The sequence below is a fragment of the Thermotoga sp. KOL6 genome, assembly GCF_002866025.1.
Classification (GTDB): domain Bacteria; phylum Thermotogota; class Thermotogae; order Thermotogales; family Thermotogaceae; genus Thermotoga.
Window position 1 is genome coordinate 380,697 of record NZ_LNDE01000001.1, and the last position, 22,085, is coordinate 402,781.

25 protein-coding genes are annotated in these 22,085 nt (G+C 41.0%); 14 read left to right on the plus strand and 11 right to left on the minus strand.

Annotation, left to right across the window (positions count from 1 at the left end; all coding sequences use genetic code 11):
• The first annotated feature begins 204 nt into the window (after positions 1-204).
• The 8 genes from AS005_RS01915 (at position 205) to AS005_RS01950 (ending at position 5,774) form a co-directional block, all read left to right on the plus strand.
• Positions 205-1,359, plus strand: coding sequence for a serine-pyruvate aminotransferase (locus AS005_RS01915; protein WP_101509998.1), 1,155 nt, complete (start codon positions 205-207; stop codon positions 1,357-1,359).
• 5 nt (positions 1,360-1,364) lie between these two features.
• Entirely contained in the window at positions 1,365-2,285 is a 921-nt protein-coding gene (locus tag AS005_RS01920; protein WP_101509999.1) for a hydroxypyruvate reductase, read from the plus strand.
• A 257-nt stretch (positions 2,286-2,542) separates the two neighbouring features.
• The gene (locus AS005_RS01925; protein WP_101510000.1) at positions 2,543-2,986 is read left to right on the plus strand and encodes a PadR family transcriptional regulator; all 444 of its coding nucleotides are present in this window, start codon (positions 2,543-2,545) and stop codon (positions 2,984-2,986) included.
• Position 2,987: 1 nt separating this feature from the next.
• Complete coding sequence (locus AS005_RS01930) at positions 2,988-3,965, plus strand: ATP-binding cassette domain-containing protein (protein ID WP_101510001.1); 978 nt, start codon at positions 2,988-2,990, stop codon at positions 3,963-3,965.
• A gap of 4 nt (positions 3,966-3,969) precedes the next feature.
• Entirely contained in the window at positions 3,970-4,740 is a 771-nt protein-coding gene (locus AS005_RS01935) for an ABC transporter permease (RefSeq protein WP_101510002.1), read from the plus strand.
• Between the two features lie 89 nt (positions 4,741-4,829).
• Entirely contained in the window at positions 4,830-5,030 is a 201-nt protein-coding gene (locus AS005_RS01940; protein ID WP_101510003.1) for a cold shock domain-containing protein, read from the plus strand.
• 121 nt (positions 5,031-5,151) lie between these two features.
• The gene (rpmE, locus tag AS005_RS01945; RefSeq protein WP_008194646.1) at positions 5,152-5,367 is read left to right on the plus strand and encodes a 50S ribosomal protein L31; all 216 of its coding nucleotides are present in this window, start codon (positions 5,152-5,154) and stop codon (positions 5,365-5,367) included.
• A 32-nt stretch (positions 5,368-5,399) separates the two neighbouring features.
• Positions 5,400-5,774, plus strand: coding sequence for a S1 RNA-binding domain-containing protein (locus AS005_RS01950; RefSeq protein ID WP_101510004.1), 375 nt, complete (start codon positions 5,400-5,402; stop codon positions 5,772-5,774).
• 34 nt (positions 5,775-5,808) lie between these two features.
• Here the strand turns inward: AS005_RS01950 and AS005_RS01955 are convergent, their stop codons facing one another.
• The 9 genes from AS005_RS01955 to thiI are packed head-to-tail and all read right to left on the minus strand — an operon-like array spanning position 5,809 to position 13,220.
• Entirely contained in the window at positions 5,809-6,960 is a 1,152-nt protein-coding gene (locus AS005_RS01955) for a L,D-transpeptidase family protein (protein ID WP_199203839.1), read from the minus strand.
• Positions 6,920-8,107 carry a bifunctional phosphopantothenoylcysteine decarboxylase/phosphopantothenate--cysteine ligase CoaBC gene (coaBC, locus tag AS005_RS01960; RefSeq protein WP_101510006.1) on the minus strand — a complete coding sequence of 396 codons (1,188 nt, stop codon included), beginning with the start codon at positions 8,105-8,107 and terminating at the stop codon, positions 6,920-6,922. The genes AS005_RS01955 and coaBC overlap by 41 nt, the downstream gene beginning before the upstream one ends.
• 1 nt (position 8,108) lies before the next feature.
• Positions 8,109-8,348: a DNA-directed RNA polymerase subunit omega gene (gene rpoZ / locus AS005_RS01965; protein ID WP_101510007.1), complete on the minus strand. Its 240-nt coding sequence runs from the start codon at positions 8,346-8,348 to the stop codon at positions 8,109-8,111.
• Entirely contained in the window at positions 8,333-8,956 is a 624-nt protein-coding gene (gene gmk, locus AS005_RS01970) for a guanylate kinase (RefSeq protein ID WP_101510008.1), read from the minus strand. The genes rpoZ and gmk overlap by 16 nt, the downstream gene beginning before the upstream one ends.
• Before the next feature lie 11 nt (positions 8,957-8,967).
• Complete coding sequence (locus AS005_RS01975) at positions 8,968-9,246, minus strand: DUF370 domain-containing protein (protein ID WP_101510009.1); 279 nt, start codon at positions 9,244-9,246, stop codon at positions 8,968-8,970.
• Positions 9,247-9,259: 13 nt separating this feature from the next.
• Complete coding sequence (locus tag AS005_RS01980; protein ID WP_101510010.1) at positions 9,260-10,141, minus strand: YicC/YloC family endoribonuclease; 882 nt, start codon at positions 10,139-10,141, stop codon at positions 9,260-9,262.
• Positions 10,142-10,177: 36 nt separating this feature from the next.
• Complete coding sequence (locus AS005_RS01985; protein WP_101510011.1) at positions 10,178-11,329, minus strand: cysteine desulfurase family protein; 1,152 nt, start codon at positions 11,327-11,329, stop codon at positions 10,178-10,180.
• Positions 11,326-12,066 carry a 1-acyl-sn-glycerol-3-phosphate acyltransferase gene (locus AS005_RS01990; protein ID WP_101510012.1) on the minus strand — a complete coding sequence of 247 codons (741 nt, stop codon included), beginning with the start codon at positions 12,064-12,066 and terminating at the stop codon, positions 11,326-11,328. The genes AS005_RS01985 and AS005_RS01990 overlap by 4 nt, the downstream gene beginning before the upstream one ends.
• The gene (gene thiI / locus AS005_RS01995) at positions 12,063-13,220 is read right to left on the minus strand and encodes a tRNA uracil 4-sulfurtransferase ThiI (RefSeq protein WP_199203807.1); all 1,158 of its coding nucleotides are present in this window, start codon (positions 13,218-13,220) and stop codon (positions 12,063-12,065) included. The genes AS005_RS01990 and thiI overlap by 4 nt, the downstream gene beginning before the upstream one ends.
• A gap of 107 nt (positions 13,221-13,327) precedes the next feature.
• On the opposite strand from thiI, the gene AS005_RS02000 reads away from it, so the two are divergent.
• Genes AS005_RS02000 through AS005_RS02020 form a run of 5 tightly spaced genes read left to right on the plus strand, consistent with a single transcriptional unit; the run spans position 13,328 to position 19,378 of the window.
• A complete protein-coding gene (locus tag AS005_RS02000; protein WP_101510014.1) occupies positions 13,328-14,401 on the plus strand; it encodes a lipopolysaccharide assembly protein LapB in 1,074 nt (357 codons plus the stop codon).
• Positions 14,386-15,108, plus strand: coding sequence for an A24 family peptidase (locus AS005_RS02005; RefSeq protein WP_101510015.1), 723 nt, complete (start codon positions 14,386-14,388; stop codon positions 15,106-15,108). The genes AS005_RS02000 and AS005_RS02005 overlap by 16 nt, the downstream gene beginning before the upstream one ends.
• The gene (locus tag AS005_RS02010; RefSeq protein WP_101510016.1) at positions 15,109-16,281 is read left to right on the plus strand and encodes a class I SAM-dependent rRNA methyltransferase; all 1,173 of its coding nucleotides are present in this window, start codon (positions 15,109-15,111) and stop codon (positions 16,279-16,281) included. It abuts the gene before it with no gap.
• Positions 16,282-16,283: 2 nt separating this feature from the next.
• Entirely contained in the window at positions 16,284-17,471 is a 1,188-nt protein-coding gene (locus AS005_RS02015) for a pyridoxal phosphate-dependent aminotransferase (RefSeq protein WP_101510017.1), read from the plus strand.
• Entirely contained in the window at positions 17,444-19,378 is a 1,935-nt protein-coding gene (locus AS005_RS02020) for an HD-GYP domain-containing protein (RefSeq protein WP_233186201.1), read from the plus strand. The genes AS005_RS02015 and AS005_RS02020 overlap by 28 nt, the downstream gene beginning before the upstream one ends.
• Here AS005_RS02020 and AS005_RS02025 read toward each other — a convergent pair.
• Positions 19,365-19,973 carry an HAD family hydrolase gene (locus tag AS005_RS02025; RefSeq protein ID WP_101510018.1) on the minus strand — a complete coding sequence of 203 codons (609 nt, stop codon included), beginning with the start codon at positions 19,971-19,973 and terminating at the stop codon, positions 19,365-19,367. The genes AS005_RS02020 and AS005_RS02025 overlap by 14 nt on opposite strands.
• Before the next feature lie 74 nt (positions 19,974-20,047).
• Here AS005_RS02025 and AS005_RS02030 point away from each other — a divergent pair, with 74 nt between their 5' ends.
• Complete coding sequence (locus AS005_RS02030; RefSeq protein ID WP_233186202.1) at positions 20,048-21,421, plus strand: MATE family efflux transporter; 1,374 nt, start codon at positions 20,048-20,050, stop codon at positions 21,419-21,421.
• Here the strand turns inward: AS005_RS02030 and AS005_RS02035 are convergent.
• Entirely contained in the window at positions 21,400-22,050 is a 651-nt protein-coding gene (locus AS005_RS02035) for a metallophosphoesterase (protein ID WP_101510019.1), read from the minus strand. The two genes, AS005_RS02030 and AS005_RS02035, sit on opposite strands and share 22 nt — an antisense overlap.
• Positions 22,051-22,085: the final 35 nt, after the last annotated feature.

The following is a 22,085-nucleotide window of genomic DNA, read 5'->3' on the forward strand; positions in this document are numbered from 1 at the left end:
TCCCCTCCCTTTTGTTCGAAGATCCTGTTTATCATTCTCAATGGGTGTTGTATAATATTCCCAACATCCCTCAAAAATTATATCAGATTAAACTTTCCGTTTTCGAAATCTTTTGATATACGCGATTCATCACCCTGTAAAAATTGTAATGATATAATTAGTTAAAAAAATAACAAACTCACTATCTCAGAAAGGGGGAGTTTCATGGGAAACTTTCTCAAAAAACACTACATAATGGCACCCGGTCCGACTCCTGTTCCGAACGATATTTTAACAGAGGGAGCCAAGGAAACAATACATCACAGAACACCTCAGTTCGTTTCCATAATGGAAGAAACCCTTGAAGATGCAAAGTACATATTCCAAACTCAGAATAATGTTTATGCCTTCGCATCTACGGGAACAGGCGCGATGGAAGCGGCAGTGGCAAATCTTGTAAGCCCTGGTGACAAAGTTATCGTAGTCGTGGCTGGAAAATTTGGCGAAAGATGGAGAGACATCTGTAAAGCTTATGGTGCAGACACTGTTGAAATCGAACTCGAGTGGGGAGACGCAGTTACACCAGAACAAATAGGAGACGCTTTGAACAAACATCCAGATGCAAAGGTAGTATTCACCACCTACAGCGAAACTTCAACTGGAACGGTCATAGATCTTGAAGGTATAGCAAGAGTGACAAAGAACAAGGATGTGGTTTTGGTTACAGACGCTGTCAGCGCACTTGGAGCCGAACCGTTGAAAATGGATGAATGGGGAGTAGATGTTGTTGTTACGGGCTCTCAAAAAGGGCTCATGCTTCCCCCGGGTCTTGCTCTCATATCACTTAACGAAAAAGCGTGGAAACTGGTTGAAACATCTAAATCTCCCAGATATTATTTTGATCTTCGAGCTTACAAAAAATCTTATCCAGACAATCCCTATACACCCGCGGTCAACATGATATACATGTTGAGGAAAGCCATTAAAATGATAAAAGAAGAGGGAATAGAAAACGTATGGGAGAGGCACAGAATTCTTGGTGAGGCGACGAGAGCAGCAGTCAAAGCACTTGGATTAGAACTCCTCTCCAAGAGACCGGGTAATGTGGTCACAGCCGTCAAAGTTCCTGAAGGTGTGGATGGGAAGTTGATTCCAAAGATCATGAGAGATAAATACGGCGTTACTATCGCAGGTGGTCAAGGAAAGCTCAAGGGGAAAATCTTCAGAATAGCACACTTAGGATACATGTCACCGTTTGACACCATAACAGCTATAACCGCTCTAGAATTTACACTGAAAGAACTTGGATACAACTTTGAACTCGGTGCAGGCGTTAAAGCTGCTGAAAGGGTTTTCACCAAAGAATTTATAGGGGAGTGATGTAAATGGCGAAATACCGAGTGCATGTGAACGATCCTCTTGACGAAGAAGCCACGAAACTCCTCATGGGTAAAGAAGAACTGGAAGTGACATCCGAACATCTTGACAAAGAAAAACTGATGGAAATAATTCCAAACGTGGATGTTCTGGTGGTGAGAAGCGCTACAAAGGTTACAGCCGATATCATAGAGGCTGGTAAGAATCTAAAAATCATCGCACGAGCTGGTATAGGACTTGACAATATAGATCTGCAGAAAGCAAAAGAAAAAGGCGTAAAAGTTCTCAATACACCAGGAGCCAGCGCACCGTCGGTTGCCGAGTTAACAATAGGTTTGATGCTAGCCTGTGCACGTCACATTGCAAGAGCCACTATTTCGTTAAAAGAAGGAAAGTGGGAGAAAAAGGTTCTTAAAGGAAAAGAACTTTTGGGAAAGACACTCGGTCTCATTGGCTTTGGGAACATAGGTCGAGAAGTTGCAAAGCGAGCTCTTGGATTCAAAATGAAAGTAATCGCTTACGATCCTGCACGACCAGAAACAAATCTCCCAGTTGAGTATGTAGATCTCGATACTCTTCTCAAAGAAAGCGACATCATCTCCCTGCACGTTCCACTCAGTGAATCAACGAAACACATTATAAACAAGGAAAGTATCGCGAAGATGAAAGATGGCGTGATAATTATCAATACTTCGCGAGGTGGAACTATTGATGAAGAAGCTTTGTACGAAGCCCTTGTGAACGGAAAAGTCTATGCCGCTGGTTTGGACGTTTTTGAAGTCGAGCCGCCAAACGACGAGATCAGGAAGAAGCTCCTAAACCTTGACAACGTTGTGGCAACTCCTCATATAGGAGCTTCCACTGTAGAAGGCCAGAAAAGAGTGGGGAAAGAAATTGTGGAAAAAATTTTCAAGGAATTGGGAATTTGAGGCCGGGATTCGTTTCCCGGCTCCTTCTTCTTCTCTTAAACATTGAAATTACAGCGAACGAGACAATTTCATAAAGAAAGAGGAAAACACAGAAAAGAAGAATGACAAATTCCTTTGCTTTCCCCATTTCCATTTCCCTCCAATTTGTAGACTATTCGAGACCGGTACAAGTTCAAACTTGTTGACAAACTCAAAAGAATATTCTACAATTACACAGGTGTTCTAAAAATATATCTATAGATATATCGGGTGATATTATGAAAGAATTTAAAGGATACTTGAAGTTGATAGTTTTACACATTCTCTCCAAAAGACCCTCGCACGGTTATTCGATTATGAAAGAGATCTCGCAGATGTTAGGTAGTGAGCCTCCCAGTCCAGGAGCGCTGTATCCTGTTTTGGCTTCACTTAGACGTCAGAAATTAATACTGTTGCGCTCCGAGGGAAAGAAAAAGATATACAGCTTGACGGAGAAAGGAAGGGAGTTTTTGGAAAAACACAGCGACGAATACAAAGAAGCATTGGAACTAGCAAAGAAGCTAAGAGAATTCTCCGAAATAGGTGGTAAGGAACTGAAAGATGTAGCAAAGCTTATTTTCGAGAATCTTTCTTCGTTGAATTCTTCTCAAAAGGAAAAATTACAAAATGCCCTGCGAGAGCTGAAAAAAACTGTGCAGAGGATAATATACGGAGGTGAGTAAAATGGAAGATATAATCGTTGTCGAGAAACTCTCCAAAAGATTCGGTGACCTGGAAGCCGTCAAAGGCGTTTCTTTCTCGGTGAAAAAAGGAGAAATCTTCGCATTCTTAGGTCCGAACGGTGCAGGAAAAACCACCACCATAAACATGCTCACCACACTCTTGAAACCAACATCTGGAAAGGCTGTGGTAGCCGGTCATGACGTTGTTAAGGAACCAAAAGAAGTTCGAAAAAAAATAGGCATAGTTTTTCAAGACCAGTCTTTAGATCGAGAACTCACTGCGTATGAAAATATGTATATACACGGAAGAATATATGGCCACAGTGGAGAGAAACTGAAAAAGAAGATTCTAGAACTTCTAGAATTCGTTGAATTGCTGGATTTTAAAGATAAACCTGTGAAGACCTTCAGTGGAGGAATGGCGAGGAGGTTAGAAATAGCTCGCTCACTCATTCACGAACCAGAAGTGCTTTTTCTCGACGAACCCACAATAGGCCTCGATCCTCATACGAGAGCACACATATGGGAGTACATCTCCAAAATGAAAAAAGAACACAATATGACCATATTTCTTACGACGCACTACATGGATGAAGCAGAGCAACTAGCAGACAGGGTGGCAATTATAGATCATGGAAAAATCATCGCGTTAGGGAGCCCGGACGAATTGAAACAGTTAGTGGGAAAAGAAGTAATCTACGTGAAATTCGCCGATTCTGTAGATTGTATTGAAAGTGAAATCATAAAGGAATGCAAAAAACTTTCGGATGGAAGGTTGGAACTGAATGTAGAAAATTCCAGTACAGCCATTCCAAAAATATTCGAGATAGCGCAGAAGAAGGGAATAAGAATAGAAGAGATAACGTACCACAAACCAACCCTTAACGATGTTTTCTTGCATCTCACAGGAAGGGAACTTAGGGAAGAAGAAGCGGAAAATTTCTTCAAAACTGTTGCGCGAATGAGGATGCGGAGGTGAAAAAATGGCAGCTTTCACAACCATGATTTACAGACAATTCATCAGATTTTTGAGATCTCGTTCCAGAGTGATTGGTATGATTATAAATCCTCTGATATGGCTCGTGTTCTTCGGACTGGGATGGAGTAAGGTTTTCGACAATCCATGGGCCAAAGTAATGTTTGGAGGAGTAGATTATCTCACATATCTTGCTCCCGGCATATTCGCAATGACCATTTTCAACATGAGTTTCATAAGTGGAGTAAGTTTAATTTGGGATAAACAGTTCGGATTTTTCAAAGAAGTTTTGGTGGCACCATCCTCAAGAAGATTGAGCATCATAGGAAGAATCGTTGGCGATGGAATAGTTACAGTTCTTCAGGGTTTTATAATACTGTTCTTTACATATTTTCTTGCTGAAAACTTGAAAATATCCGGTTTGATTCCTGCATTAACAGTAGGATTTCTCATGTCGGTGACAATAGCGAGCCTCGGAATAACCCTGGCCTTGAAAATGGAAAGTACGGAAGGTTTTCAGATGATTATGATGACTCTGATGATGCCTTTGATTTTCTTGAGTGGAGCCATGTATCCTATAGACTCCATGCCCGATTGGATGAAAGTGATCGCTTATATTAATCCTTTGACTTACGCGGTTGATGCTTCGAGAGGATACCTGGTAGGAACCAAAACCATGAAATTTTCTTTCGGAGTGGACTGGGGAATTCTGAGTATTCTGATGATAGTAGGAATCATCCTGGCAACTGAAACTTTTGAAAGAGCAAGAATAAACTGAATTTGTATCTTTTTTTAAGTACTTGACATACTCAACACCAACATGTTATGATTGACAAGTACCATCTTTTGGTTAAGGAGGCATGTGTTATGAGAGGAAAGGTTAAGTGGTTTGACGCCAAGAAGGGTTACGGATTCATCACCAAAGACGAAGGAGGAGACGTTTTCGTACACTGGTCGGCTATCGAAATGGAAGGATTCAAGACGTTGAAAGAAGGTCAAGTTGTTGAGTTTGAGATTCAAGAAGGTAAGAAAGGTCCCCAAGCAGCACACGTGAAAGTTGTCGAGTAAAGAAACCAATCAGCCCCCTGACGGGGGCTTAAATTTTGTTTTCTATCTTGATTTTTGATAACATGTGTGGTAGTATTTGCCATGTGAGAAGTAACAACTTTTCTAGAGAGGTGAGGACACGGTGAAAAAGGGGATACATCCGGAAATGAAGCTTGTGACGGTCAAGTGTGCGTGTGGTGCTGAGCACACTTTTTACACGACAGTAGACAACATAAGAATCGACGTGTGTTCCAAGTGTCATCCATTCTATACCTCCGGAGGAAAAGGTGGAGTTCTTATTGTAGACACGGAGGGTAGAGTGGAGAAGTTTAGAAGAAAGTATGGAGACAATTACTGAGAGTGATACCATCTTTGTGAGGAGGGTTTTTTGTGAAAGTCGGTGATTTTGTTAAGGGAAAGATTTCTAAGATCGTGAAGTACGGAGCCTTCGTGGATATCGAAGGGGGGGAAAGAGGTTTTATACACATCTCGAAGATCTCAAAAGATTACGTCAAAAGAATTGAAGACTATCTGAAAGAAGGTCAAGAGATATCCGCGAAGGTAATAGGAAAGGCTCGAAACGGCGGATGGGAACTCTCTCTGAGAGATCTCGCTGAAAAGAATGCCGAGTCTAAAACTGAGAAATCTGAAAAGAAAGATATGGATTTCGAAAAGAAGTTATCGAGATTTTTGAAAGAAAGCAACCAGAAATTTTCCGAATATAGGAAAAGACTGGAGAAAAAAGGCAGAAGAAGTTCTTGGTAAAAAGAAAGCGGGGAACACTCCCCGCTTTCTTTTTTCAGTACAACCTCGTAGGAAAGTCTCCTTCCTCTTTTATCACCAACACCTCGGTTCCCACACCAACAAAAGCGTCTAGCTCCTCCACGTCTCTGTTGAACATTCTAATACACCCGTGCGATATTCTCTTCCCGATCTCCCAAGGTTTTGAAGTACCATGGATAGCATAAGTAGGGTTTGAAAGCTGAAGATATCTCGTACCGAGTCCGTTCAAAGGGGTTCTAGGCGATATGTACTCCCCAAACCAATAAAGAGCTGGATCTATTTCTTTTCGAAGTATCCAGTACTTCCCTGGAGGGGTGGCATCACTCCTCCCCAAAGCCACAGGATAAACTTTGAGAAGCATCCCATCGTAGTAAAGCCCCAGCTTCGAAGAGAACAAGTTCACAACAATAGTGACAGGATTTTCTTGGAAATTCACGCGTCCTATCTTTAAAATTTGCCCTGCCACTATTTTGTCTGGATCTTCTAAACGGTTTATTAAAACAAGATCTCCTACCCTCACACCATACTGATTTGCTATATTCCAGAGAGTTTCCCCTTTTTGTACAACATGTTTCCCGAATACAATGTAGCTGAACGTACCGTCTTCACCGCGCATTGGAACAGCTACACGTTTTATAACGTAAATTTCTTTATTCATGGAAAAGGAGTAACCATACGGTCCCTTGAATTCTATCTCAACAGTGTGGGGGCCATCTTTAAAAAAAGATCGGAAAATGCAGATCCACTTTCTTTCTAGGTTGAAGAATTTAAAGGATTGGCCTGTTGTTTTCAAAGAAACAGGTGCAATATCTTTCGGAGAATCTACCACCGTATAAACGAAAACTTCATTTTCCCTAATATCTGAAAAAATCTTTATCCGAGGTTTTTCCATCGGAAACTTCAAGAATGAAGGCGTAGCACGATTCATTCTTTTTCCAAAGGAGTTCACACCTTCAATTACAGGAACAAAAGGACCGCCGTAGTCCACTTCGAACACGTAATCATCACCGGATGATTTCTTGGGAAAAATGAACCCTGTTGGAGAATAGAGGAAGAATCTGTTTATTTCCCCGTCGTAAAGCCTCTTGACAGAAATTGTTATCTCATGGTCTTTTATATCCTTCAGCTCAAGAATATGATCCGCTTGCAAATAGTTCTGCCACAACATCAAGAATATCAGCAGCCACACCAACCTTGTCACTCTCATCAACCTTCTTGATGAATCCTTTTTTTCCATAGATAAACGCTTCTACTGTTTTTGAAGCAAAAGCTTTTCTTGCATCGTTGACAACTATAAGGTCCAAGTTTTTCTCCTTTAATTTCTTCATAGCATTACTTTCAAAGTTTTCAACTTCGGCCGCAAATCCAACTAGAATCTGATGCGTTTTTTTCTCTCCCAATTCTTTGAGAATATCTTTTGTCCTTTTGAGATGGAGTATCAAATCTTCTTCCGTTTTTTTGAGTTTTCCTTCATAGAACTCTTCAGGTCTGTAATCCCCAACAGCGGCGTTCATGATCACTACATCAAAGTCTTTGTACCTTTTCATCACCTCGTTGTACATTTCTTCCGAACTTTCAACTGTAACGAATTCGTCAATGAAATAAGGAGGTTTCAAGCAAGTTGGTCCAGATATTAAAGATACTTCCGCTCCCATCCGTTTAGCAACGGTCGCCAACGCATAACCCATTCGACCTGAACTCGCGTTGGTGACAAACCTGACGACGTCGATCCTCTCTCTCGTCGGTCCCGCTGTCACAAGAACACGTTTTCCCGTCAACTTTTTGGGGGTGGTGAGTAAATACACCGCTTCTACAATCTTCTCGTTATCGGGGTATCTTCCCTTTCCAACTTCTCCACATGCAAGATGGCCTTCTTCTGGTTCAACTATGAACCAACCGTGCTCTCTCAATTTGTCGAGATTTTCTTGAAACACCGGGTTTTCGTACATTCTGCAGTTCATGGTTGGAACTACGATCTTAGCCTTTTTATCAAAGCTCAAAGCAATCAGTGTGAGCAGATTGTCAGCCAATCCGTTGGCTATCTTCGAAATCGTATTCGCCGTTGCTGGTGCGATTAGAAGAACATCCGTTGTTCTGGAAATCTCCGTATGAGGAATCCAACCGTTTTCTACTCTCAGCCACTTGTGGTAAACAGGGCATCCCCCTACTGCTGAAAACACGGCTGGAGACACCAAACGAGTTGCATCTGGTGTCATCACCACGATCAGTTCGTGTTTTTCCTTTCGGAGTCTACTGACAAGATCAATCGCTTTGTAAATGGCAATTCCACTGCTAACACCCACTACGATTTTCATATCACTTCACCTTTGGAACGAGTGCTCTTAAAATTTCCTCATTCTTTATTCTTATGTATCCCTTGCTCAACTCCATGAAAGCTATACTAACAGGATTTTCGTCATCCGTGATCACGAAAGGTTTGGCATACTCTCTGATGGCTTCCGCTCGCTTGGCCACAACAACTGGTATAGCGTACTTGTAGGGAATTCTCTCCAAAAGTTCGTCGTACTTGATCTCGAGTCTCACAACTTTCTCCATCCTTTCACCTCCATTTTGAATCTTTCTATTTTCTCTGAATTCCTTGAAACACGGGCCCTCTCAGCTATCAGAATAGATACTACCCGCCTTACCGCATCGGAAAGAACCTTGTTTATCACAAGATAGTCAAATTCATCCATGAACATCAATTCCCACTTCGCATTTTCCAATCTTACGAGAATATCCGCTTCTTTTTCCGTTCCTCTTTTGAGTATCCTTTCTTTCAAATCACTATAAGAGGGAGGAGCAACATAGATAAAAACAGCCTTCGGGTAACTTTTCTTCACAGACAAAGCTCCTTGGACATCGATGTCCAAGATCACGTCTTTTCCTTCCTCAAGATGCTTTTCGACGAAAGATCGCAATGTCCCGTAGAGATAACCGTGAACGCGTGCCCACTCCAGAAATTCTCCCTTCTCAACACGATTCAAGAATTCCTCTTCAGTTATAAAAAAATAATCCTTCCCATCCTCTTCATGAGGACGCTTAGGCCTTGTGGTACACGAAACAGAAAAGACAACGTTATCTACGCTTTTGAGAACCTCTTTTATGATACTGGTCTTTCCTGCTCCGGAAGGACCGCAGATGACGAAAAGCTGGCCTTCCATTGTCCACACTCCTACTTCTTGTTCTCTTTCAGAATTCTCTCAATCTCATAGAAGTTTTCCATGAATCTTTGAGCGATCGTTTCAGGTTGTATAGCACTCAAAATGATATGATTGCTGTCTGTGATGATGATTGACCTTGTCTTTCGACCATAAGTTGCATCGATGAGTTTCCCTTCGAGCTTTGCTTCATCTTTCATTCTCTTCAGCGGTGAAGATTCCGGATTCACAATGGCTATTACTCTGTCTCCCGCTATAACATTTCCAAAACCTATGTTGATGAGACCATACATACTTCTCTCCCCCTCACTCGACGTTTTGAATCTGCTCCCTGAATTGGGAGACAAGGACCTTTCCCTCGAGGGCAAGGTTGGATAAATCACTAGAGATCGATTTTGAAAGGATGGTGTTCAACTCCCTCAACATTTCTTGACCTAGGAAATCTAGATTCAACCCCACAGGACCATCACCGTTCTCTACCAACTCGAAAGCCCGTTTTATATGACTTTTGAGCCTCGTTACTTCTTCTCTTATATCGGCCTTTGTTGCAATGAAAGCCACATGATTTTCCAAGATGTCCTCTCTCACCGATATTTCCTGGGGAAGTATTTTTTCAACTTCTTCCTTTATCTTTTCTCGATAAAGATGAGGGAGTTCCTTTGCTTTTTTTTCTATTCCCTCCACCTTGATTTTAAGATCGCTCAAAATTTTCTTCAGATCCGCTCCTATCTTTTCTCCTTCCTTTCTTCGTTCATCTACCAGTTTTTCTAGCGTTTTCCTAAAGATCGGTTCAAGATGATACCACACTCTTTCTACTTCATCATCAGACAGCTCCAATCGAAAAACTTCCTTAAAACTCAAAAGATCTGAGAGTTTCACGGGTTCTGGTAGAGAAAGAGAATTGACGATTTCTTCAAGCACGGAATGGTAGGCCTGTACCATCTTCTGATCTATCTCAAGAGTCTTTGGCGGTTCGAGAAACTTTACATGAATTCTGATCTGTACCTTTCCTCTCTTGATGTACTCTTGAACTATAGTATTCATCTCTATTTCTTTCATAGAAAGATATCCTGGTATTTGATTGATTAAGTTCAAACCTCTAGAGTTGAGGGATTTTATCTCAACTCTAAAACAATAAGGCCCCGCTACTTCCTCCACTCTGCTGAAACCCGTCATACTTTTTATCACTAGATATTCCTCCTTCTGGTTGAAATTATACCATTATCAACGATTATTTCCATTTATGTCCAAAAAACTCAGAATTTCTCTCAATTTTTCCAAAAAATAGTTCACTTCTTCCTCTGTGTTGTACTTGCAAAGGCTTATCCTTATAGCACCTCGGGCTATCTTAGGATCGACATTCATGGCTTTCAAAACATGACTAAGATTTTCATCTCTACTGGTACATGCAGAAGAAGTAGAGACGTAGATGTTGTAACCTGAAAGGAGATTCTGAAGGGTAGATCCCTTTAGACCTGGGAACGACACAGACAGAGTGTTAGGGAGGGATATATCGAGTGGCGTTATAATGTACGCACCGATTTCTTTTAAGCCCATGACAAGTTTTTCCCTAAGTCTTTTCATGTGAGATACTGCACTGTCGAGTTCTTCAACGGCAAATTTCATGGCATAGGCTGTAGCAACTATACCAGGAACGTTCTGCGTCCCCGATCTAAGACCTTTTTCCTGTCCCCCACCATGAACAAAGGGTCTTATGGGAACTCCCTTTCTTATATAAGCTATTCCTACTCCCTTTGGTCCATGGAATTTGTGGGCACTGAAACTTGCGTAATCAATATTAGCCCTTTCAAGAGTGAAATGAATCTTTCCAATAGTTTGTACAGCATCTACATGCACAAGAATATCCTTGTTCTTTCTTTTGACGACCTTCACGATTTCTTCCACCGGTTGCACTGTTCCCACTTCATTATTTGCCGCCATCACACTCACAAGGAACGTGTCTTCATCGACGGATCGTTCGAGTTCTTCCAAGTTGATTACTCCTTTAGAATCAACTGGAATATACTTTATTCTGAAGCCTTTGGTTGAAAGATACTTCAGAGTTTCCAAAACCGCCTTGTGTTCAATTGGCGTTGTGATAATCGTTCTTTTCCTTTTCTCGAATGTCTCCGCAACGGTTTTCAAAATCCAATTTATCGATTCTGTCGCACAAGAAGTGAAAAAGATTTCAGAGGGTGAAACCCCGAGGATCTTTGCCACGGTTTCCCTTGCTCTCTCAAGATGAAGATTGGCCTCTATTCCCATCCCATGAGCAGAATTGGGATTACCAAACTTCTCTCTGTAGAAAAAAACTATTTTCTCGAGAACACGGTCATCCATTTTTGTGGTCGCATTGTTATCGAAATACACCTTCATGTCGATTGCCCCCTCAATTCATCCACCCCTTGTTTGATGATTTCCTCAACATATTTTCTCAACTCTTCTTCATTGGAAAATTCTTCCGGATCGACGGGAGCATGTATCTTCAGATACACCTTCCCCGGGGTGAATGTCAGGCGCTTTTTCGGTATCAAATTATAAGTTCCCCAGATCGAAACGGGAAGGATAGGAACTTTCGCTTTCATAGCGATCATGAGGCTATCCTTCTTAAACGGAAGGACTCTTCCGTCTGGAGATCGCGTGCCTTCCGGAAAAACAATAAAAGTAACGCCATTTTTCAACTTTTGGATAACTTCTCTCAGCGCCTTCACAGCTTTTCTTGGATTCTTTCTATCAAGAAATACTCCGTTCAGGTATCTTATGTACCAATTCACCCCGGGAACTTTTTTGAGTTCTTCCTTTGCAATGAAAGCTCCGGTAGTAACGAAACCAAGAATCAAGGGAATGTCCATCAGACTTTGATGGTTGGCCACAACGATAAAATTTCTGTTCTTTGGTATGTTTTCACTGCCCCTGACGATAACCTCAGAGAAAAGCCATTTAAAAGCTCTTCTTCCAAATTTTTCGATCTCTTTTAATACGTAATCTCTCGCTCTTTTTTTGTCTCTTATCAACAAAGATCTGAACAATACGAATCCTCCGTAAAAGACAATGTATACAGTCGCTATAAAGTAAAAATAAAGGGTTACTAAAAGATCCCTCACTCTTTTCACTCTATCACCTCGACCCTCCTGCTCTTGAAAGCTTCTTCTTCGAGCTCTCTCAGATTTTGAACCCTTTGTTCCAAGTCCTCGAGAATGCTCGGATGGGATCTTGTAGCAGGGTTCTTTGGAGCAAAAAAAACACAGCTATCTTGATACGGTTTTATCGATATCTCGTAAGTCCCTATTTCCCTTGCTTTCTTCACAATCTCTGTTTTGTCAAAACCAGCGAGTGGTCTCACAACAGGCCTTGTTGTTACACTTTCAATGGACCACAAATTCTCCAGTGTTTGACTGGCAACCTGGCCAATGTTTTCCCCTGTGTAGAAGGCAATTGAATTCGTTTCTTCAGCTACTTTTTCTGCTATTCTGAACATCGATCTTCTGTACATGATCAGCGAGTATTTATCAGGCACAACCTTCTTGATCTCGAGTTGGACTTTTGTGAGATTAACCACGTGCAACCGCAAAGGATGTCCTCCGCTGTATTCTCTGAGGATCTTCAGAATATCTCTTACCTTCTCAACAGCTCCTTCTGACGTGAAAGGCGGAGAGACAAACGTAACAGATTCTATGAGCACCCCTCTTTTCAAGGCATACCAACCAGCAACTGGACTGTCTATACCACCTGAAAGAAGAAGGACAGCCTTTCCTCCCGTACCAACAGGAAGACCACCGTAACACTCCACTTTATCGGTGAACACCAAGATGCCTTCAGGTCTCACTTCTATTCCAAGAATAAAATCTGGGTTGTGTACATCCACGGAAAGATCTTTGAAATTTTTCAATATTAAGGCACCGAGTTCACTGTTCATTTCGTAAACGCCTTTCTTGTACTCTTTGAAAGCTTTCTTCGTCTGCACTTTGAAAGTCTTGTAATCTCCTTGCTCAAGCTTTTCCTTAACGGCAAGAAGCGCAGTCCGCTTTACCTCTTCGAAATCTTGGTTCACCAAAAATCCTCTGCTGAAATTCTGAATCCCGAAAACTTTTTTCAATTTTTCGTCGAGACTTGTGTCATCTTCCACGGGTATCAAGAAGCGTCCCCATTGTTTTTTCACATTCATACCAGTTACCTTCTCGATATTCCTCTTCAATGTTTCCTCAAATCTTTTCCTGTTCCTCCCTTTTAGACCAATCTCTGAATACCTTATGATGTAAACTCTCAAATTTTCCACCTCCGAATAGAATTTTAACAGATCGATCTGGAGTGTTGTTGGCTATGAGTGTATAATGTAAAATGAAGGTGAAACAAAAGTTTCAGGAGGGGTGAAGCATGGCAGAACATATAATAACTTTGGTTTTGTCCGATAGAAAAGTAGATATCACCACATCCACACCTTTTGTGGTAGCTTTGAGGGATATTCTTTACGAGGGTGATTGGGAAACTCTGAAAGAAGACATGAAAAAGAAAGAAAATATAATAAAGGAGATTAACACGTGCGAAAGATTAGAAAAAATAGTTCATCTTGATGAAACTGTTTATGAACCACTAATTTTTCAGGAGTTTCAGGAATGGCTTCAGGAGGAACACATAACTCCGAAGGATTTCAAGAAAGTATCCTTGAAAGGATTGTACGACCTTGCTTTGGAATATGCAGATCGGAATCTTTACGATGTGGCACATGAGATAATCAAGTTTATGCTCGATATCGACAATAATTACGCACCGGCTTATGAATTGAAAGGCTCACTACTCGTAGAGCAGGGAAAGATAGAAGAAGGGATAAAATATCTTGATAAAGCTGTAGAGATAGATCCGTGGCTTGTCCAGGCTTACGCTTCCCTTGGTGAGGCATACTACAATCTAAAAGATTACGAAAAAGCGGTTCATTACTGGGAAAAAGAGTTGGATTACGCCCCTGACGACAAACTCACCTACTTTATGCTAGCAGAAACCTATCGAGAAATGGGAAGAAAAGATCTCGCTATCGAAACATTGAAGAGGCTTTTAGAAAGGGATCCGAACAACATACCTGCCATGTACCAGATGGCAGAACTCTATAGGGAAATCGGAGAAGAAGAGAAAGCGCAGGAGATGGAAAAAAAGATCATGGAATGTAAACCTCAATATCTCACCGAATTAGAACCATGGGCTTTGGTGATGCTGAAGCACGGAAAATATGAAGAAGTAGTCCAAGAACTCGAAAAAGTTGTAGAATCTTCCCCATTGAACACCATCGCTCGCTTGCTGCTTGTGATACCCTATGTAAAACTTGGAAAAATAGAAAAAGCGAAGGAGATATTGGAGGATCTTTCACAAACAAATGTTTGGTACTATTATGGAAAGAAAGAAATATTCGATGAATTCCTTACAGAGGAGGAAAAAGCAATTTGCGGTATATCGTAAGTTTCGTACTTGGAATAATTATCGGCAGTTTTTTGAATGTGGTCATCTACAGAACTGCTAAGGAGGGTCTCAAACCATGGGATCCTCCTTATTCGTTCTGTCCCAATTGTAAAAGGAAACTGAAATGGTACGACAACATTCCCATTCTGAGTTATATCCTTTTGAAAGGAAGATGCAGGTATTGCGGTTGGAGAATACCCGCTAGATACCCAGTGGTGGAAATCTTAACAGGAATTACTTTCTTTTTGAACAGTATTTTCATAGATAGAATTCTCACTTTGATATTTTCCTGTATCGCCGTTTCTGCTCTGATTGCTATTTCGTTCATCGATTTGGAAACATATATGATTCCAGATTACTTGAACTTTACATTTCTTGGATCCGCTATCGTCGTAGCCCTAGAAAAATTTTTTCTGGATCATTTGATTTCATTCATTATTTTAACTTTCATATTTTTGCTGTTGAAACTCTTTTATAGAGAAGGATTGGGAACTGGGGATGTAATCCTCGCTATGGGAATAGGCTTTCTTCTTACACCCTTACCGGCTATTTTGGCCGTTTTACTCGCTTCCATCTCTGGTATTCTATTTGTCCTGGTGAAAAACAGGGGAAAGGTTGACGTAAAGGCCAAAATTCCCTTTGGTCCTTTTCTTTCTTTAGGTGGATATCTCTTGTTTCTCGTATCGCACGCAGCGGGGTGGTTGTAAGTGACAAAAGTCTTTCTCAAAAGAGTCAACAGAAGACTCTCGAGAGGTCATCTGTGGATTTACGACAATGAAATATCTAAGACGGAGGGTGATTACGAAAACGGAGACATAGTTGACATCTTCAGGCCAGATGGCACCTTTTTCGGGAAAGGGTACATAAATGACAACTCGAAAATCAGAGTGAGGATCCTCACTTGGAGAAATGACAGAGTAGATCGTTCTTTTATAGAAAAAAGGATAAAACTTGCGATCGAACGAAGAAAAAAACTTGTAAAAGATACGGACGCTTTCAGGGTAGTACACGGCGAAGGTGATTTTTTGCCGGGACTTATTGTTGATTTTTTCAACGGTTATCTGGTTATTCAGATAACAACCTTGGGAATGGAACGGATGAAAAGCTGGATTTTGGATTGCTTGATCAACATTTTCCAACCAAAAGGAATATACGAGAAATCTTCTGGACCTTTCAGAGGAAAAGAGGGCTTAGAGAACAACGAAGGGTGGATCTACGGTGAAGGGCCAGAGTTGATTGAATTCAGAATGAATGGGCTGAAATTTTTAGCAGACACAAGAGGTCAGAAGACAGGTTTCTTTTTGGATCAGAGGGAAAACGCTAGAATGGTGCTCGATATAGCCGATGGAAAAGTGTGTTTGGATGTGTTCTCTTACACTGGAAACTTTGCAGTTCATCTTTTGAAAGGAGGCGCAAAACACGTTACTCTCGTTGATTATTCTGAACGATCGTTGGAAATTGCGAAAGAAATTCTCAAAATGAACGGCTTCAAAGATCATGAAACGATTGTCGGAAATGCGTTCGATCTCCTGAAAAGTTTCGACAAAGATGGAAAAAGGTTTGATTTGGTGGTACTTGATCCTCCCTCTTTTGCGAAGAGCTCAAGAAGTCTTGAGAGTGCAAAGAGAGGTTACAAAGAAGTGAATCTTAGAGCGATGAGAATTTTGAAAAAACCAGGGGTTCTGGTGACTTCATCATGCACTCAAATAGTTTCTGAAGAGATATTCAGAGAAATTATCATGGAAGCTTCCTACGACACGAAAACTATACTGAGCGTTTTAAAAAGAGGTGGACAACCTTCCGATCATCCTGCTCTCATGAATGTTCCAGAAACACAATACTTGAAGTTTTATATCTTTCATGTTGACAAGAGGTGGTAGACGTGTTTTCGAAAAGGGTTTTGGAAACCCCTGAAAGCCCTATAAGAAAACTCGTTCCATACGCTGAAAGCGCAAAAAAACGCGGTATAAAGATATATCACTTAAACATTGGTCAACCGGATTTGAAGACACCGGAGGTGTTTTTCGAGAGTATTCAAAATCACAAACCTGAAGTAGTGTATTACTCGCACTCTGCAGGATTGTGGGAGTTGAGAAAAGCCTTTTCTTCGTACTACAAAAGAAGACAGAGAGCAAAAATCGACCCAGAACAAGTATTGGTTACAAATGGTGGGAGTGAAGCTATTCTTTTTTCCTTCGTAATAGTTGCAGATCCCGGCGATGAAATTTTGGTGCTAGAACCCTTTTATGCAAATTACCAATCTTTTGCAAGAGCAACCGGCGTGAAACTCGTACCAATAACAAGAGAAATGAGGAACAATTTTTCTATTCCAAAAAATTTGGACAAATTTGTATCCTCGAAAACCAAAGCGATTGTATTTTCGAATCCATGCAATCCCACAGGGGTTGTTTATGAAGAGGATGAGTTGAAATACCTTCTGGATTTTGTTGAAAAGAACAACCTCTTCATGATAGTTGACGAGGTGTACAGTGAGATCATCTTTCAAAAAACTTTCTTCAGTGCTTCAAGGTTGGATAGCAACAGGGTGATTGTTGTAGACAGCGTTTCGAAAAAGTTCAGCGCGTGTGGGGCAAGAGTAGGCTGTTTGATCACAAAGAACAGAGATGTAATAAACCATGCCATGAAATTAGCTCAGGGAAGGCTCGCACCCCCTCTCCTTGAGCAAATAGGTTCTATCGCCCTTCTGAACCTCGGAGACGAGTTCTTTGATTTCGTCCGGGAAACCTACAAAGAAAGAGTGAAAGTCGTTGAAAAAAAACTGGAGGATCATGGTATAAAGAGCTTTACGAAACCTTCAGGAGCTTTCTATGTAACTGTCAAGCTTCCCGTGGATGACGCCGAAGAGTTCGCTAAATGGATGCTAACAGATTTTAACTTAGATGGAGAAACAACCATGGTTGCTCCTCTCAGAGGGTTCTACCTCACACCGAAACTCGGAAGAAGCGAAATAAGAATCGCCTGCGTCCTCGAAAAAGAGGAACTGTCACGTGCTGTAGACATATTGATGGAAGGGTTGAAAACGTGGCAGAAAGTTTCTTCCTCAAAGTAACTCTTTTTTACTTAGTGTCTCTCTACCTTTCTTTAATGGAGAGGATCTCTTTCAAACCGAGAAAGTTTTTTCGTGCGCTTTTGACAGCCGCTCCCTACCTCCTTTCGGGAGTGAGCAATTTCTTGATAGTCTTTGCGAGTTCCTTTGCAATTGAAACCATCGGTTCGAACAGTTTTTGGATTTTGGTCGCTCTCCCTTTTGCATGGTTTGGAAAAATATATCTCTTCATTTCCCTCGTTCTAGTGATCTCTGTTGTTTTCATTATCAAATATGCAAGCAACCTGGAAAGAGTTTTATCTTTTCTAGATATTCTTCTCATCATGTTGATTTTGTATCTTTCTCTTTCAAAGTATCCTCAAATCGAGATCGCACTCGTTTCGTGTGTTTTTCTTGCTATTGTCACATATTTTCTCAGAAAGAGATGGAAAACATCATTGAAAAAAGACATTCAAACAAAGAACGAAGAACTTTCCGCCGTGAATCAAGAACTCATCGCTTTGAACCAGGAACTCACCGCTGTGAATCAAGAGCTGGAAGCTTCCTACGAAAGCTTACAAATTCTTTCAGAGCAACTGAACAGAACTATAGAATTTATGGGAAAGATAGACTTGAAATCGGACCCTTTTCCTTTTCTTGAAAAGATATTCCGAGATACTAAGAAACTATTAGAACCTCTTGCAGGGCTTGAACTTAGAAGAATGGATCGAAGGACTCTCATTGGCCAGAAAGCCGAGAAGTTTATACATAAATCATCGAAGGAAATCGAAGTGAAGCTTTTCTTTTTCAGAGATTTGGAAAGAGATGAAGAAAACTTCTTGAACTCCATCGTGAACTTTTCCTTCTTTCTTTTGAATGCGCACAACTCTCATTTAGAAGTTCTTCGCAACAATTCAACCCTTTCCACAATTCTTTCCTCTCTGGAAGAGATCCTTTCTGTTTCAAATAGGACACAACTTTTAGAGAAAGTGCTTCGATATCTCAAAGATATGTTCCCAAAAACTGTTTTATCTTCTCTTTCCATTTTTGAAAAGGAAACCGTAGAGACGTTTTTCATAAGGGATGGAAAGCTGGAGAGAGTTAGCCCCAAAAAGGGTATCGTTGTAAAAGCTCTCAAGGAAAAAAGAGATCTAATCTTAAACGATGTTTCTGATTTCCCCGAATTTTACGATGTCACAAACGGGAGAGCGAAAGCTGCTGCTGCCGTTTTCTTCGAGTACGAGGGTATTCCGGTTGTAATAGAAATAGAGAGAGAAACAGGCTTCACCGAGTTCGAATTTTCAACTCTGAGAATGATGGCAAGGATCTTCGCCATTTTCTTTTCAAGATTAAATCTTTACAGGGAGTTGAGAAAAACCTTCTTCCAAACCATAGAGGCGTTTTCCTATGCTGTGGAATTGAAAGATCCCTACACTAGTGGTCACAGTGTGAGGGTCTCCGAACACTCCCAAGAAATCGCTAGAAGAATGGGATTACCCAAACAAACGATTGAAAAAATAAAAATAGCTGCCCTCCTCCATGACATAGGGAAGATAGGAATTAGAGGGGCTATTCTCAACAAAACGTCGAAACTTACTGAAGAAGAGTACGAGGAAGTGAAAAAACATCCTGAATTGGGAGAAAGATTGATCAGTAAAATCGAAAGCTTCTCTGACATCGCCAAGATAGTAAGGCACCATCATGAATGGTACGGTGGAGGAGGATATCCCGATAACATATCTGGCGAAGAAATTCCCATTGAATCTCGTATAATCGCCGTGGCAGATGCTTTCGATGCTATGACCAGCAACAGACCTTATAGGAAAGCGATGAAGAAAGATGTTGCAATTAAAATTCTTGAAAAGAACGAAGGATTTCAATGGGACCCAAAAGTGTTGAGAGTTGCTCTGAAGTACTTCAAAAAGATCTGACATTGAAAAACTTCATGCCTATTTTTTCACAGACTCCATCGTTCACATCGTCGTCACCGTACATAATACAATCTTCGGGAGAAGCGTTTAGCTTCTCACAGATCTCAAGATAATAACGAGGATCTGGTTTACAGAAATGAAAGTTCTCCATGTCGGTGATGAGATCGAAATCACTCTCGGATAACCCTATCCAGTTCAAACGCTTGATTATGGCAAGCTTTGGGAACACTGGATTGGTCGCTAAAACGATCTTTCCTTCCTTTTTTCTTTCTTTCAGTAATTCCAAAACTTTCCCGATGGGCTTCAATGTTCCTTTAAGAGTATCAAAAAACTCTCCACTGTAAAACTCCATGAAAATTCTCTCCCATTCGCTTGCAATTTTTCCCGTTTTCTTTTCAAGACATTTTGTAAATCTTTCCATGTTCGTGAAACCATTCGGATTTTTCGTTATGTACTCAACACACTCTAGGATCAATTGTTTAGAAACAAAAACGTCTTCTTTCTCGAAAAAAAGCGCCAAGCTCTTAAAATAGCTCTCTGCAAAACCGTTATCTACAGCCAATGTTCCATCGTAATCGAAGAGAAATACCTTCATACAATTCCCTCCTTCGCTACAATTGTAGCATCCCAAGATAGTTCGATGATAGAATCAATTTGGAGGTGACGAAATTGGAAAGGGAGACAAGAGGAACCAAGTTACTGAGAGGCGATCCAACAAAAGCAATAGTGAAACTATCAATTCCCATGATGATAGCTATGTTAGTTCAAACCATTTATAATCTCGCGGACGGCATATGGGTAGCAGGATTGGGAACACGAGCTCTCGCATCTATTGGACTCTTTTTCCCCATATTCATGATCATCATTTCTCTCGCCGCCGGAATAGGAGTTGGAGCAAGTTCTGTTGTAGCTCAAAAGATAGGTGAGAGAAATAAAAAAGGGGCCGATTTTGCAGCTTCGATGTCTATAGCTTTGTCCATTGTCACAGGTTTAATCGGGATAGCAATTTTCTTGCCAACCATTTCATCGATACTCAAGTTCGCAGGGGCACATGGTGAAACCCTTTATTTAGCACTAGAATATTCAACCATCTTAATCTATGCTATTCCACTTATAATGTTCAACAACGTGGCAAACGGTGTTCTTCGTGGAGAGGGTGATACGAAACGTGCCATGATAGCCATCACCGTTGGATCGTTTCTAAACATAGCTCTCGACCCTGTCTTCATATACGTTTTCAAATTTGGAATAAGAGGAGCAGCCTACGCAACAGTTCTTTCTATTGCTTTCTCTTCTTTCCTTATTGCATACTGGTTGTTTTTCAAGAGAGATACATATGTCTCTTTTACTCTGGGATGGAGCGGTAAAATTCTTGGACAAATTCTGAAGATAGGAATACCTGCCTCACTCGCACAAGCCACCATGTCCATCGCCGTTTACGTGCTGAACATCTTCACCGTGAAAGCTGGTGGTGATAGCGGTATAGCGGTTTTCACCAGTGTCTGGCGGGTTATCAACTTTGGAACAGTGCCTCTCATCGGAATGGCCATGGCAGTGACTTCTGTCACCGGTGCCGCTTTTGGAGAAAGAAACATTGAAAAGCTCGAAACTGCTCATCTCTACGCTGTAAAGTTAGGTTTTCTCATAGGTGTTTCTGTCATGATCTTAATTCTTTTCCTTGCTCCACTCATCGCAAAAGTCTTCACTTACTCCCAAGAAGGGATGGAAATTTATAATGATCTGGTGACAGCTCTCAGGATACTCGGTCTTTTCCTTCCTGGGGTTCCGTTTGGTATGTTTACTTCCTCCATGTTCCAGGGTATTGGCAAAGGTTTACAGAGTTTGATCGTAACCATCATGAGAACTATCGTTATGCAAGTTTTTTTCTCGTGGTTCTTTGTCTTTGTTTTGAAAACAAACCTCATTGGAGTGTGGTGGGGAATTGTCCTCGGCAATACAGTTTCTGCTGCTATAACCTTTGTATGGGGAAGATTCACTGTGAAGAGCGTAAAGAAGATGTTTCAAACAAGCAGATCAAGTTGATATCTTTTCACCTCGATAATGTTTCCTTCTTCTATCTCCACAAGAAATGCGTTTCCCCAAGAACAGTTTATGAAATGTATACCGTTCCAAATCTCATGACCTGGAGATTCATGTATGTGTCCAAACGCATGCAGTAAAGGTCTTTTCTCAAAAACAAACTCTCTGATAGCAACGCTACCTAGATGTTTCATACTTCTTCCTCCTACATCCAGTATTCCGAACGGAGGAGCGTGCGAAACAAAGATGAAAGGTGTAGGAGGTTCCATTTCTTCTAACATTCTCTTAAGCTCTTCTTCTGTTTTCTCTCTATTCGTGTTGAACGGTGTGGTAGGTACGTACTCAAAGGGCACGAGCCATATCCCATCTATCTCTCTAGGCTCCGATAAGTGTCTAGGATGATACTCGAATACATAATCGTCGTTTCCAAAGATGAAGTAATGATCTATCCCTAAGGAATCCATGAATTCCAAATATTCCTTGAGATCCTCAGGATGTGTCTTTTTAAATGGACTGGTGATGCCACAAATATCTCCGCAGTTTATCAAAACATCGAATTCTTTCGCTATTCTCTCAAGTCCTCTCAAAAAAACGTGAGTGAAATGGAGATCAGAGACAAACAAAAATTTCACAACTCAATTCACCTCCTGATAAAATGTAACTGAGG

What these genes read in the sequence shown, in the direction of transcription:
- AS005_RS01975 (WP_101510009.1), bottom strand. Translation starts at nt 9,246, where the DNA reads ATGTATGGTCTCATCAACATAGGTTTTGGAAATGTTATAGCGGGAGAC.
- AS005_RS01940 (WP_101510003.1), top strand. Translation starts at nt 4,830, where the DNA reads ATGAGAGGAAAGGTTAAGTGGTTTGACGCCAAGAAGGGTTACGGATTC.
- AS005_RS01930 (WP_101510001.1), top strand. Translation starts at nt 2,988, where the DNA reads ATGGAAGATATAATCGTTGTCGAGAAACTCTCCAAAAGATTCGGTGAC.
- AS005_RS01925 (WP_101510000.1), top strand. Translation starts at nt 2,543, where the DNA reads ATGAAAGAATTTAAAGGATACTTGAAGTTGATAGTTTTACACATTCTC.
- AS005_RS01915 (WP_101509998.1), top strand. Translation starts at nt 205, where the DNA reads ATGGGAAACTTTCTCAAAAAACACTACATAATGGCACCCGGTCCGACT.
- AS005_RS01935 (WP_101510002.1), top strand. Translation starts at nt 3,970, where the DNA reads ATGGCAGCTTTCACAACCATGATTTACAGACAATTCATCAGATTTTTG.
- AS005_RS01955 (WP_199203839.1), bottom strand. Translation starts at nt 6,960, where the DNA reads ATGTTGTGGCAGAACTATTTGCAAGCGGATCATATTCTTGAGCTGAAG.
- coaBC (WP_101510006.1), bottom strand. Translation starts at nt 8,107, where the DNA reads ATGAAAATCGTAGTGGGTGTTAGCAGTGGAATTGCCATTTACAAAGCG.
- rpoZ (WP_101510007.1), bottom strand. Translation starts at nt 8,348, where the DNA reads ATGGAGAAAGTTGTGAGACTCGAGATCAAGTACGACGAACTTTTGGAG.
- gmk (WP_101510008.1), bottom strand. Translation starts at nt 8,956, where the DNA reads ATGGAAGGCCAGCTTTTCGTCATCTGCGGTCCTTCCGGAGCAGGAAAG.
- AS005_RS02000 (WP_101510014.1), top strand. Translation starts at nt 13,328, where the DNA reads ATGGCAGAACATATAATAACTTTGGTTTTGTCCGATAGAAAAGTAGAT.
- AS005_RS01985 (WP_101510011.1), bottom strand. Translation starts at nt 11,329, where the DNA reads ATGAAGGTGTATTTCGATAACAATGCGACCACAAAAATGGATGACCGT.
- AS005_RS02025 (WP_101510018.1), bottom strand. Translation starts at nt 19,973, where the DNA reads ATGAAGGTATTTCTCTTCGATTACGATGGAACATTGGCTGTAGATAAC.
- AS005_RS01920 (WP_101509999.1), top strand. Translation starts at nt 1,365, where the DNA reads ATGGCGAAATACCGAGTGCATGTGAACGATCCTCTTGACGAAGAAGCC.